This window comes from Nocardia sp. N2S4-5 (assembly GCF_044628355.1).
GTDB classification, from domain to species: Bacteria; Actinomycetota; Actinomycetes; order Mycobacteriales; family Mycobacteriaceae; genus Nocardia; species Nocardia wallacei_B.
Map to the genome: position 1 here is coordinate 3,682,743 of NZ_JBIUPM010000001.1, position 12,582 is coordinate 3,695,324.

12 protein-coding genes are annotated in these 12,582 nt (G+C 69.3%); 5 read left to right on the forward strand and 7 right to left on the reverse strand.

What is annotated here, in order from left to right; all coding sequences use genetic code 11:
- The first annotated feature begins 269 nt into the window (after positions 1–269).
- Positions 270–1,472, forward strand: coding sequence for a PucR family transcriptional regulator (locus ACFMRZ_RS16875; RefSeq protein WP_400179886.1), 1,203 nt, complete (start codon positions 270–272; stop codon positions 1,470–1,472).
- On the opposite strand, the gene ACFMRZ_RS16880 is transcribed toward ACFMRZ_RS16875, so the two are convergent.
- The 5 genes from ACFMRZ_RS16880 to ACFMRZ_RS16900 form a co-directional block, all read right to left on the reverse strand.
- A complete protein-coding gene (locus ACFMRZ_RS16880; protein ID WP_400179887.1) occupies positions 1,473–2,126 on the reverse strand; it encodes a TetR/AcrR family transcriptional regulator in 654 nt (217 codons plus the stop codon).
- 267 nt (positions 2,127–2,393) lie between these two features.
- Complete coding sequence (locus ACFMRZ_RS16885; RefSeq protein ID WP_400179888.1) at positions 2,394–3,248, reverse strand: alpha/beta fold hydrolase; 855 nt, start codon at positions 3,246–3,248, stop codon at positions 2,394–2,396.
- Between the two features lie 192 nt (positions 3,249–3,440).
- Positions 3,441–4,940 (reverse strand): amino acid permease, encoded by a 1,500-nt coding sequence (locus ACFMRZ_RS16890; protein ID WP_400182888.1) that lies wholly within the window; start codon positions 4,938–4,940, stop codon positions 3,441–3,443.
- Between the two features lie 144 nt (positions 4,941–5,084).
- The gene (locus tag ACFMRZ_RS16895; RefSeq protein ID WP_400179889.1) at positions 5,085–6,164 is read right to left on the reverse strand and encodes a phosphotransferase enzyme family protein; all 1,080 of its coding nucleotides are present in this window, start codon (positions 6,162–6,164) and stop codon (positions 5,085–5,087) included.
- A complete protein-coding gene (locus tag ACFMRZ_RS16900; protein WP_400179890.1) occupies positions 6,157–7,521 on the reverse strand; it encodes a purine-cytosine permease family protein in 1,365 nt (454 codons plus the stop codon). The genes ACFMRZ_RS16895 and ACFMRZ_RS16900 overlap by 8 nt, the downstream gene beginning before the upstream one ends.
- Positions 7,522–7,632: 111 nt before the next feature.
- Here ACFMRZ_RS16900 and ACFMRZ_RS16905 point away from each other — a divergent pair, with 111 nt between their 5' ends.
- Genes ACFMRZ_RS16905 through ACFMRZ_RS16915 form a run of 3 tightly spaced genes read left to right on the forward strand, consistent with a single transcriptional unit; the run spans position 7,633 to position 9,938 of the window.
- On the forward strand, positions 7,633–8,928 hold the full coding sequence (locus tag ACFMRZ_RS16905) for a glycosyltransferase 87 family protein (RefSeq protein ID WP_280366818.1): 1,296 nt from the start codon (positions 7,633–7,635) through the stop codon (positions 8,926–8,928).
- 19 nt (positions 8,929–8,947) lie between these two features.
- On the forward strand, positions 8,948–9,583 hold the full coding sequence (locus ACFMRZ_RS16910; RefSeq protein ID WP_400179891.1) for a TetR/AcrR family transcriptional regulator: 636 nt from the start codon (positions 8,948–8,950) through the stop codon (positions 9,581–9,583).
- A gap of 4 nt (positions 9,584–9,587) precedes the next feature.
- Positions 9,588–9,938, forward strand: coding sequence for a hypothetical protein (locus ACFMRZ_RS16915; RefSeq protein ID WP_400179892.1), 351 nt, complete (start codon positions 9,588–9,590; stop codon positions 9,936–9,938).
- 288 nt (positions 9,939–10,226) lie between these two features.
- Here the strand turns inward: ACFMRZ_RS16915 and ACFMRZ_RS16920 are convergent, their stop codons facing one another.
- On the reverse strand, positions 10,227–10,649 hold the full coding sequence (locus ACFMRZ_RS16920) for a VOC family protein (protein WP_280273507.1): 423 nt from the start codon (positions 10,647–10,649) through the stop codon (positions 10,227–10,229).
- A gap of 84 nt (positions 10,650–10,733) precedes the next feature.
- Between ACFMRZ_RS16920 and ACFMRZ_RS16925 the strand changes: the two genes are divergently transcribed.
- A complete protein-coding gene (locus tag ACFMRZ_RS16925) occupies positions 10,734–11,714 on the forward strand; it encodes a helix-turn-helix transcriptional regulator (RefSeq protein WP_400179894.1) in 981 nt (326 codons plus the stop codon).
- On the opposite strand, the gene ACFMRZ_RS16930 is transcribed toward ACFMRZ_RS16925, so the two are convergent.
- Positions 11,686–12,579, reverse strand: coding sequence for a helix-turn-helix domain-containing protein (locus ACFMRZ_RS16930; protein WP_400179896.1), 894 nt, complete (start codon positions 12,577–12,579; stop codon positions 11,686–11,688). The genes ACFMRZ_RS16925 and ACFMRZ_RS16930 overlap by 29 nt on opposite strands.
- Positions 12,580–12,582 lie beyond the last annotated feature (3 nt).

Sequence of the window (12,582 nt, forward strand, 5' to 3'; positions counted from 1 at the left end):
GTTTTCCGCGCATCCAGCTACCGTTCGCGCCGCATCGGGGAACCCGCGAGCACCGACTCGCGCGGCTCGAACGGCTCTGCGCCGCTGGCCGCGGCACGCACAGCGCACGGGTGACGCCCCATACTCGAGATCGTCCGCGAATAGCCGAAAGTGTGCGGGCGCGCGGCACTTTCGAGACGGGAAGTTGCGCCGGCCGGGGTGCCGTCGCTAGGGTTGGCCGCCAATAGGAACGTTATAGTTCCTTGAATAACCCCAGCGCGGAGCCCTGCATGAGCGGACGCACACCTCACGATCTCCGGAGCCTGTCCCGGCAACTGGTCGGCCACTTCGCCACTCATGTGGCGACCTGCGCCACCCTGCCCGGCGACGCCCTGCACGGTGACATCACCACCGTCACCCGGGTCTGCCTGGAACTGACGATCGACCTGCTCGAGGGCCGCGACCCCGCCGACAAGGTCGAGCGGTTGCAGCGCGCCGCGGCGGACTGGGCCCGCGAGGGCATCCCGATCGACACCGTGCACCACGCGGTGCACGAGGGATTCCGGCTGTCGTTCGATCTCCTGCTGAATCGCACCGATCCCACCGACCGGCCCGAGAACCCCGCGCAGCTTCTACTACGCACCCTCGACACCATCACCCCCGCGGTCGCGCTGGCCTACGTGCGCGAGCATCAGGCGGCGGTCACCGAACACCACACGGCGGTGCACACCCTCGTCTCGGCGCTGCTCGCCGGGCACCCGACCTCCACCATGGCCCGGGAGAGCGGCATCGAGATCGCCGCGGCGTACGCCATCCTCGCGGTGCACGTACCGCGCCATCGCGACGAATCGCACCCCGGTGTCGATCCGAAGGTGGTCGCGCGCCGCAAACTTCGCCGACTACAGGCGGAGCTCGGCGCCCGCTGCGGCGGCCGGGCGCTGTCGCTGCTCAGCGTGGACGGCGGCACCCTGCTGATCCCCGAGGACATGGCCGCCGCGGACACCGTCGCCTCCGGCGGGCTCGACGAGCTGGTGCTCGGATTGTCCACCGCGGCACAGGTACCCGTCACGGCCACCGTGATCACCGCTGCGACCCAACAGATTCCGGACGCCGCGGACCGGGCGCACGAACTGCTCGACATGGTGCTGCGCCTGGACAGCTCGCCCGGCCTGTACCGGTTCGCCGATCTGGCCATGGAGTATCAGCTCACCCGCCCCGGCCCCGGACTGGACCGGCTCGGCGCACTGCTCGATCCGCTGGACGCCTATCCCGACCTGCTCGACACGCTGCGGCGGCATCTGGCGACGGGCCTGTCCCGCCAGCGCACGGCCCGCCAGCTGCAGGTGCACACCAATACCGTCGACTACCGGCTCAAACGGATCGGCCAGCTCACCGGCCTGGACCCGGCGCAGCCCAGCGGCCTGTGGTACCTGCGGGCCGCTCTCATCGCGCGAACCTATCGAGATGCCGTGCCCGGCAACGGGGTTCACTGATCAATACCGCTCCCCGCACAGCGCCAGCGCGGTGCGGGCGAACAACGGCGCCAGCTCGGGCAGCGCCGCCGCGCCGCGCTCGTACAGGCAGGCGCGAATGCGATCGTCGATGCCGCCGAGCAGCATGTCGATCAGTTCCCGATCCGGTTCCGCGGCCAATTCCCCACGGGTGACACCCAATCGGGCGACATCGGCCAGATAGTCGGCGAACAGCCGATGCACCCGCGCCCGATGCGCCACCAGCGGCGCGCCCGCCACCAGCGTCTCCACATAGAGCGCACGCGCCGCGGCGGGCTGGCCGGCCAGCACCGACAGGTAGATCTCGAACAGCGTGCGCACGCGCTCGTGGAAATTGACCGGATCCGCGGCGTCCACCGCCTCGCGCAACCGGCGCAACCCCAGCTCGACGCCGTAATCGTAAGCGGCTGCGAAGCATTCGTCCTTACCGGCGAACATTGCGTAGAAGGTGCGCCGCGCCACCTGCGCCCGGGACACGATGTCGGCGACGGTGGTCGCGGAGTAACCGAGTTCGCCGACGGCCACCAGCGCCGCCCCGCACAGTCTCCGGTACTGCGAGGACTGCACCTCCGCCCGGGACAGGCGGTGCCGGCCGCGGGGTAACGGACCGTTCCGGCCCTCGGTCTGCGCACTCATGCAAACAGAATATTGAGCCGGAGCCGAACGCACGCGACCGGCGCAGAACCGAACGGACCGTACTTTCGCCGGAGTCGCTACATGGTGGCTGCGCACCAGCGGCTTCGGCGCGACACGCGACCCCGGCGAGCAGGCGAACGAGCGGACGACCGCCCCGTGCCCGGCCAGCAACCCGGGCGGCCGGACCACCGCGCCGAGTGCCGAAGTTCACAACCATTCCTGTCCGGCTACCGTCACCCTGACACCTGCCCGCGTCCGGCGGCGGGATCAATCGACCTCGCCCAGTAGGAAATTCGTGATCGGCTCGCCCTGCGGCGGGATGAGGTGACCGACGTCGGGTAGCAGGTGCAGTTCGGCGCGAGTGTGTTCGCGCAGCCGCTGGTAGGTCTGCACCGAGTCGAGCAGGGCGTCCCGGGCGCCGACCACCGCCAGCAGTTTCGCCTCGATTCCGGCCAGCTGGTCGCCGGTGAAGATCGGCAGTGTGTCGGTGCGCGGGCGAAAATGTCTGGTGATGGTCGCGGTGTCGGCCACCAGGCGGTCGGCGTCGGGCACGCCGCGCAGTCCGGCGCCCAGCACATAGCGGGCCAGCGCGCGGCGGCCCGGACCGCCGCCGAGTGACAACAGCAGCGCCGGAACCACGAAACCCCATCGCTGACGCCCGATTCCGCTCGGATTCAACAGGGCCATCCGGGTGATCCGGCCCGGCCGCCGCACCGCGTGGTCGAGCGCGATCCAGCCGCCCAGCGACGCCGCCAGGACGGCCGCCTCCCCGACCTCGCAGCGGTCCAGCACGGCGTCCAGCCAGGCCGCGTACCGGTCGGACTCCAATGGCGGACGGATCGGGGCGCTCAGCCCGGGTTCGCCGATGATGTCCACGGCCAGCACGCGAAACCGGCTGGCCAGCACCGTCATCGAGGACAACCAGGCGGTGGAGTTCGTCGACGAGCCGTGCAGCAGCACCAGTGCCGGCGCGGACGGAGATCCCGCGGCGAGCACGAAGGTCTCCCCGCCGGGGACCGGCACGCGGCGCTGTTCCAGCGGAATCGGCGCCTGCGCCAATCGTTCTCGGTAAAGCTCGGTCAGTATTCGGTGGCCCGCGGCACTGCGGTAGATATCGATCACGGTGCCGGGGCGGTATGACCCGCCCCCATCAGCGGTCCGTTCATGCCCCGGATTCTCCCAGCCGAAGCCCTTCGGGGCGGCTGCTTTCCGGTCTCGATGATCGACCGATTCGATGGCAAACACTCAGGAATCGGGACGGGGAATCACCCGGCGACCTATTCGCCAGTGGATTGCCCCATCCCGATTCCGTGGCTATTTCACGCCGGTGCGCAGTACCGAATGCCGTACGCCGTAGGTGAAATACACCGCCAGGCCGATCACCATCCAGATCAGGAACCGCAGCCAGGTCTCCACCGACAGGTTCAGCATCAGCCACAGACACGCCAGCACGCCGAGAATCGGCACCAGCGGCACGAGCGGCACCCGGAACCCGCGCGGCAGATCCGGCCGCGTCCGGCGCAGGATCAGCACGCCGATAGACACCAGCACGAACGCGAACAGCGTGCCGATATTGACCATTTCCTCGAGCGTGCCGAACTCCACGAACCCGGCCAGCACCGCGCAGACCACACCGACGATGACGGTGATCCGCACCGGAGTATTGCGCTTTCCGGTCTGGGCCAGCGAACGCGGCAGCAGCCCGTCGCGCGACATGGCGAACAGCACCCGGGTCTGACCCAGGAACATCACCATGACCACGGTCGTCAGGCCCGCCAGCGCGCCGATCGAGATGATGTTCTTGGCCCACGTCGCCCCGTGCAGCGCGAACGCCGTCGCGAGCGTGGCGTCCTTACCGGCCAGATCGGTGTAGGGCACCATGCCGGTCAGCACCAGCGACACCACCACGTACAGCACCGTGACGATCAGCAGCGATCCGAAGATGCCGCGCGGCACGTTGCGCTGCGGGTTCTTGGTCTCCTCGGCGGTCGTGGCGACCACGTCGAACCCGATGAACGCAAAGAAGACCAGACTCGCCGCGGCCAGCAACCCGTACCAGCCGAAGGTGCTGTTGCCCGCGCCGGTCAGCCACGAGAACAGCGACTGGTGCACGCCGCTACCGGCGTCGCTCGGCTTCGACGGCGGGACGAACGGCTTCAGATTCGACGCCTTGAAATAGGTGAGGCCGACGACCACCACGAGCGCGATCACCGCCAATTTGATCGCGACCGCCACCGCCGACACCCGCGAGGACACCTTGGTGCCGATCACCAGCAGCACGCCCAGCGCCGCGATCAGCAGCACCGCGCCCCAGTCGAAGCTCACCGAGCCGAAGTGCACGATCGGCGGGCGCGAACCCATCACCTCGCCGAGATATTGCGACCAGCCCTTCGCCACCACCGACGCGGCCAGCGCGAATTCCAGAATCAGGTCCCAGCCGATGATCCAGGCGGCGAATTCGCCGAACGTGGCATAGGAAAAGGTGTACGCGCTGCCCGCCACCGGCACCGTGGACGCGAATTCCGCGTAGCACAGGGCGGTGAGCCCGCAGGCGATCGCGGCGAAGACGAATGCCAGCGAGACCGAGGGCCCGGCGACATTGCCGGCGGTTCGCGCGGTCAGGGTGAAAATACCGGCGCCGACCACCACGGCGACGCCGAAGATGGTGAGATCCCAGGCCGTCAGTTCGCGGCGCAGTTTCGCGTCCGGTTCATCGGTATCGCGGATGGATTGCTCGACACTTTTGGTGCGCAGCAATCCACCCCACCAGCCGACCGACGAAGTGTCGGTGGCCTGCTGTTCTGGCTCCGGTATAGCCAAGTCCTTCTCCTCCGTCCACGACATCACACCGGACATCGCGCTTTTCAGACGTGCCGGCAGAATTTAACAGCCGGATGGTGTGATCTGCGTCTCGGGTTGCTGACTTGATGCCAACCTGATGCGCGCGGCGCGCCCGGGTCAGCCGCACAGCTGCGACAGCACTGCGAGGAAGTCCCGGCCCGCCGGGGTGAACGCCCAGTGGGTGTGGCCGAAAAGGTAGTCGCGGTAAGCGATCTCGGCATTCTCGCGATTCGGCTCGGGCAGCACCGTGAGGAAGTAGTCGATCTCGGACAGCTCGTACTCGACGTGTACCAGCGGGAACAGCGCGGGCAGCGCCCGGCGCTCGGCGGCGTCGAGCGGCCGCACCTCGCGATAGGCGGCCAGGAAGGCGGCGAGCTGGTCGGTGTGTATCCGCGCGGGCTCGCCCGCGCGCAGCGCGAGCCAGTCCACGGCGAACCGCTCGATCGCGGTGGCCAGGTCGAATACGGCGGCCGTCCGGTTGGCGAGGCCGAAATCGATGACCGCCGTGATCTCGTCCCCGTCCCACAGCAGGTTGGTGCCGTGCCAGTCGTTGTGGGTCCACAGCGGGGGCAGGCCGGAGAGGTCCACGCACAGCGAGTCACCGCCCGCCGCCCGGCGCAGCGACTCCACCTCCGCCCGCCAGCCGCGCTGCTCGAGAAACGCCCCGACCGCGGGGCGGGCGGCCGCGCGTCGGGCGACGGACTCGGCGAAGTCGGTGCACAACCCGGCCAGCAGCGGCCGCGGCGGCCGGGCCGGTGCGTCGTAGCCCGCCGCGGCCAGGTGCGTCCGGGCGAGCAGCCCGCCCGCGGCGGCCGCGTGCGCCACCGACAGATACGGCGACCACGAGAAGGCGTCGCGATAGCTGTCCTCGCCCGCACCGACGGACTGGATCTCGTAGGTGAACTCGCCACGTGAAAAGGATTGCCGCACCGCCGGAATCCGAATCCCCTGAGACCGCAGGTGCGCCGCGAACGCATGCTCCTCGGCCAGCGCCGCCGTGTCGCGCAGCGCCGTGGGCAGTCGTTTCACGACGACGCGCGTGCCGTCCGACCCCCGCACCCGCGCCGTGGCCGAGAGTGGTCGCGGGCTGCGCCATTCGATGGCGGCCGCACCGCCGAGTTCGGCGAGTTCCAGTGGCGGCCAATCGGGTTCGGCCAAGGGGTGCTCGCCCATGCCGAACACACGGTCGTCAGTCACGGGCGCGTCCGGCGAACCGCCGTTCGAGCACCACCAGCAATCCCGTGGCCAGCCCCGCGGCCAGGAACGAGAACAGCGACGCCGACGACCACCAGCTCGGGTGCACGCCGATCGCGTTCTGCACATCGGTCCACAGCCGCGCCCACCACGCCACCGAACCGGGATTGAACACCTGATACACGGCGAATCCCAGCAGCCACGGCAGCAGCATGAGCGGCCGCGCCGGAGCCCGGTCCGACAGATCCCAGCCGTGCGCGCCCGAACCGGATCTGCCGCGCCCCCAGCAGAAGTCGACCACCAGCACCGCGCACAACGGCACGAACACCGAACCGATCAGCAGCAGGAAATTGGCGAAGCCGGTGAAGTCGCGCACGCCCAGCGCCAGCACCGTCGCCAGCACGCCCACCACCGCGGCCAGGATGCGGCGGTCCACCCGCGGCAGCAGATTCTGCAGCGACATCGCGGTCGAATACACATTGGCGAAGGACTGATCGGATTCGCGCAGCACCAGCACCGCGAAGAACACCCAGCCCGCCGCGACGCCGAGGAAGGTGTCGAAGATCCGGTCCGGGTCGCCGCCGACCTGGATCAGCGCCACCACGCCCAGCAGATAGCACCAGATCTGCGCGATCGAGTAGCCGAGCAGCGTGGCCCCGGAGGCGGCGCGCGCGGAATGCGCGTGCCGGGTGTAGTCGGCGGCCAGCGGCACGAACGACACCGCGACCGCGAGGGCCGTGTCCACGCCGGGGAAGAACCCGCTCCACGAGGTGCCGGAAACGTGCGGCAGCGGGTGCCGCAGCAGTTGCACGGTGAAATAGAGCATCGAGATCGCGACCGCCACGGTGACGTACTTGCGCAGGATGTGCAGCACGCTCAGCGGCCAGATCGCCATCGCCGTGCACAGCACGCCCGCGGCGACGACCACGACGCCGTGGTCCACGCGGTCGTGGGTCAGTACCCGGACGCCGCCGGAGATCACCGTCAACTCGAATACGCCCCAGCCGACGCACTGCACGATGTTGGCCACGGTGGGCAGATACGACAGCCGCGTCCCGAACAGGCCGCGGAAGTTGGCCATGGCCGGTGCGCCGGTCCGCGCGCCGACCGCACCGGCCGCCGCGACCAGGCCGGTGCCGATCAGCGTGCCGAGCACCGTAGCCAGCAACGCGCCCGCGATCGGCAGCTGCGGATGGCCTTCGGGTTGCAGGACATAGACGGCCCCGGTGAATCCGATGAGACTCACCCCGAGATTGGCCCAGAAAGCGGTCTGGTCCCAGAACGACAGGCTGCGCGCCGGCTCGGTGGTCAGCACGAGGGGAGCCTCGGCGGAACGCCGGCGGGCACGGATGATCGTCATAGCGGCTCTCATGCTACGGACCGGACAGCAAATGTCCGGCGGGAGCGGCGCGGCCGGGCAGTCGGACCCGTGCGCGCACCGGGCACCGGCTTGCCGGTAACCTCGGGCCGGATGGTTAGTGTCTCCACTCCCCTGCAGCCGGACGCCGCGACTCGACGCTTCGGGCGAAGAGTGTGGCTGGTTCCGGCCGCACTGATCGCCGCCGCCGCCGTGTGGCTACGGCTGCCGACCTGGCCGCTCGAGCCGATCAGCGGGGAATTCATCGACCTGCAGGTGTACCGGCTCGGAGTGCAGGCGTGGTGGCACGGCGCCGATATGTACGGGACGCTGCCGAAGACGACCCTGGGCGTGGGGCTCCCGTTCATCTATCCGCCGTTCGCGGCGCTGGCGCTGAGTCCGTTCGCGATGCTGCCCCTGCACGGTTCCGCGATCGCCTTCTTCCTGGTCTCCACCGCGGCGCTGGCGGTGACGCTCTACCTGGTGGCACGGCGGTACTGGGACGGCAGCACCGAGATGGTGCTGTGGGCCACCGCCTGCGCGGTGCCGCTGGGCCTGCTGCTGGAGCCGGTGCACGCGACGCTGGACTTCGGCCAGGTGAACCTGATCCTGATGGTGCTGGTGGTCGCCGACTGCCTGACCGCGCGCCCGAAGTGGAAGCGCGGCATGCTGATCGGCCTGGCCGCGGCCATCAAGCTGACCCCGGCGGCGTTCGTCCTCTACTTCCTGGTGCGTCGCGACTATCGGGCGGCGGCGACCGCGGCGGTCACCGGGGCCGTGGCGAGCGCTCTCGCCTATGTGGTCATGCCCGGGGAGTCCACCCGGTACTGGTTCGGCGGCATGGGGAACGTGTCGGGGCTGAGCGGATCGGCGTTCCACACCAACCAGTCGATCCAGGGCGTGCTGTCTCGCCTGCAGGTACCCAAGCCGGAGTTCACCCTGATCTGGTTGGTGCTGGCGGTGGCGCTGCTGGCGCTGGTCGCGACGGCGATGCGGCAGGCCGCGGACACCCCGGCGCTGGCGCTGTCCTTCAATGCGGTCTTCACGCTGCTGGTTTCGCCGATCTCCTGGTCTCATCACTGGGTGTGGATCGCGCCGGGGCTGCTGGCCGCGCTCGGGGCGGCGAGTCGGCTGCCGCGGCGACAGGCCCGGCTCTGGTATGCCGTCGTGACCGCCACGGCGGTCGTGTTCGTCATCGGCCCGCAGAACTGGGAGCCCGGCGACAACAACCGCGAATTCGACTGGACGCCTTGGCAACACGTGATCGGCAACACGTACGTGTGGTTGAGCGTGCTGCTGGTGGCGGTGTATGTGCTGGCGGGGCCGAAGCCGGCCACCCGCGATCGGCTGGTGCCGGAGTCGCTGCGCGGGCTGCGGACCCGCGCGGGAGCCAAGACCGAGACCGCCTGACTGCCGTACGATCGGTCGTATGCATTCCCCCGAGTCCGAGATCTCCGATCGGCGCCTGCTGCGTGGCGCCCGGTCGCGGCAGACCGTGACCCGGCATGCCGTCGACATCGCCTCGCTCGATGGTCTGGACGGGCTGAGTTTCGGCCGGCTGGCCGATGACCTCGGCATCAGCAAGGCGGGCATCCAGACGTTGTTCCGCACCAAGGAGAAGTTGCAACTGGCCACCGTGGCCGCGGCGGGCGCACTCTTCGCCGAGCGGGTGATCGAGCCCGCGGCCGCCGCCGCGCGGGGTGCGGCGCGGTTGCGGGCACTGGTCGACAACTGGCTGGCCTACGCCACCGAGCCGGTCTTTCCCGGCGGCTGCTTCTGGAGCGCCAACCTGCCCGAATTCGACAGCCGCCCCGGCCCGGTCCGGGACGCGCTGGCCCAGCAACATCGGGACTGGCTCGCACTGCTCGCCCGCGAGGCCGGTAGGGCCACCGCCGCGGGGGACCTCCGCGACGCAGATCCCGAACTGCTCGCCTTTCAGCTCGCGGCCGTGCTGACCGCGGCCAATACCGCCCTGCGACTGGGTGATTCGCACGGCGTCGAGACGGCGCACCGCGTGCTGGACGGCCTACTCACCCCCGGAACATCCCGATCCCCCCTACACTGAGCGCGTGTTCGATCGACGGCTGCTCGCCCTGTCCATGTTCGCCCTGGTCATCCCGCTGAGCGTGGCCGCCTGCACCACGGAGGGCGCCGGCACCAAGACCGAGTGCGCCGTCAGCGGATGCACCGTCACCTTCGATCGCGGCGTGAACGCGAAGGCGAGCATCCTCGGCGTGGAGGCGGAACTGCTTGCGGTGAACGGCGATACCGTCACCCTGAAGGTGGCCGGGCAGCAGGTGGATGTTCCGGTCGGCGAGACCAAGCCCGCCGACGGTCTCGACATCACGGTCCAGGAGGTCAACGCGGACAATGTCGTGGTGCGCCTGAACAGCGGCCTGCAGTCCGGAAACCCGTCCTAGCACCGGTACACGCAGAACGGCCCGGCCTCGAAAAGGCCGGGCCGCCTGACACCACGGTTCGTCGGGCCGTGTGCACGAACCAGCCCGGTACGCGGTGTACTCGGCGGGTCCTCACCAACCGCCGAGCAGGCCTTGATTCTGGATCGCCAGCGACTGCGCGTTGTCGGCGCCCACAAACGGCAACAGGGCCAGGAAAACTAACATCGACATCGAAAAAGCTCCTACATGTTCGCGTCGGTTCCGACGGGGTCTACGGTCTCAGAATTACCCGTATCCGCGCACGGCGAATCACCGATTAGGCCCCGGCGCATTCGCGCCCCGGATCTCGGCGCGCATGTCCAGGTAGTGCTGGTTGTACATGACGCCGAGGATGTTGCCGAAGGGGTCGACCACGGACGCGGTCACGAAGCCCGGACCGTGCTCACGCGGGGCCTCGTACTCCTTCGCGCCCAGGGACAGCAGCCGTTCGAATTCGGCGGGCAGGTCGTCGACGTGCCAGTGCAGGATCTCGCCGCCCGGCTGCGCGGGCGTCCCCGGCGGGCGGAAGCGACCGTCGATGAGGCCGAACTCCTGTGAGTAGTCGCCGACTCGGAATTCGACGTAGCCGGGCACGTGGTAGTAGGCCTTCATGCCGAAGACCTCGCCGTACCACCGCTCGGCCGCGTCCAGATCGTCGGCGTAGAACGCGACATGAGCCATTCCTCGCAACATCGGTTTCTCCTTCGTTGTGTTGTGACTCCATCCTCGACGGCAAAGTGCTCACCAAATGAGCACTTTGCCAGGCAGAATTTCCGCATGCGTGCCGATCGACTCGTGGCGACCTTGTTACTGATGCAGGACCGGGGGCGGGTGACCGCCTCCGAGGTGGCCGCGGAGCTGGAGGTGTCGGTCGCCACCGCGCGACGCGACCTGGAGGCGCTGTCCGCGGCGGGCGTCCCGGTATACCCGCAGCCCGGCCGCGGCGGGGGCTGGCAGTTGATCGGCGGCGCCCGCACCAACCTCAGCGGGCTGACCGCCTCGGAGGCACAGGCCCTGTTCCTGCTCCTCGGACCGGCGGCGACCGCAGCACCGGGCGTACGCTCGGCGCTGCGAAAACTGTTGCACGCCTTGCCCGAGACGTTCCGGACCGAGGCCCGGGCCGCCGCCGACGCGGTGGTGGTGGACCCGGTCGGCTGGGGCGGGCGGGAAGCCACCGTCCCGGAACTGGTCGGCTGGTTACAGCAGGCGGTGGTGCGCCGCGGCCGGATCGAGCTGGTCTACGAACGCCGCGGCGAACGCTCGCGACGTCAGGTGGATCCGTGGGGGCTGGTCGACAAGGACGGCATCTGGTATCTGGTCGCCGGCACCGACCGCGGGCGGCGGACCTTCCGCGTCGACCGCATCGTCGCCGCCGAGCCGACCGGCGAAACCTTCGATATCCCAACAGATTTCGCGCTGTCCACGGCGTGGGAGGAGGTGGTCGGCGAGGTCGAGCAGCAGCGCGCGGCCACCTCGGCGACCGTGCTGCTCTCCGCGGAACTGGCGCCCATACTGCTCCACCAGCAGGGCAGGCACTGCGTGGTCGACGGATCGGTGGACGACGGTCGCACGCGGGTCCGCGTCACCGCGCCGACGCCGTTGATGATCGCCCAACAGCTGGCGGGATGGGGTGCGACGATCGAGGTCACCGGCCCGCCGGCGGTGCGCGCCGAACTCGCCCGATTGGGGACGGAGCTGGTCGAACGTTATCGCGATGCGCGCGGCGCGGTCACAGCCGGGCGGCGGCGGCCTTCATGAGCTGCCGCGACTTCTCCGGCGGCTCGGCCTGGATGCTCAGTCGGTCCATGACGCGGCGGTACAGGTCCAGGTCCTGTGAGCGGTCCAGATAGAGTGCGCTGGTCAGTTGCTCGATATAGACGATGTCGGGCAGTTCCTGCTCGGCGAAGCGGAGAATGGCGAACGAACTGCCTACGGCCGCATGGCCGCCCGCGGCGTACGGCAGCACCTGAAGCGTCACGTTGGGCCGTTCGGACATCTCGACCAGGTGCTCCAACTGCTCACGCAGCACGGCGTTGCCGCCGACCGGGCGATGCAGCACGGTCTCGTCCACGATGGCCCACAGGGTCGGGGCGCCCGGCCGGTCGAGGACCTCCTGGCGGCGCAGGCGAAGCTCGACGCGGCGGGCGGCTTCGCCCTCCTCGTGACCGAGTTCGACGACGGCGCGGGTGTAGGCCTCGGTCTGCAGCAGGCCCGGAATCAGTTGCGCCTCAAAGGTTCTGATGGAGTGCGCGGCGTGCTCGAGGCCGATGTAGGTCTCGAACCACTGCGGTAGCAGGTCGCTGTCGCGGTGCCACCAGCCCGGCCGGTTGGCCGTCCGGACGAGTTCGAGGAAGGACTCGCGCTCCTCGGGGTCGTTGACGCCGTACAACGACAGCAGGTCGCGGATGTCGCGTTCCTTGAAGCCGGTGCGGCCCAGTTCCAGGCGGCTGATCTTGGCGTGCGAGCCGCGAATATGTTCGCCCGCGGCCTCGCGGGTGATCCCGCACTGCTCACGGAGCTTGCGCAGCTGTCCGCCGACCGCGATGCGCAGAGCCGTCGGACCACGCTCGGCCACAAGCGAATCGACGCTGCCGACCCGAAACTTAACCGGATCCGGAATCATGCT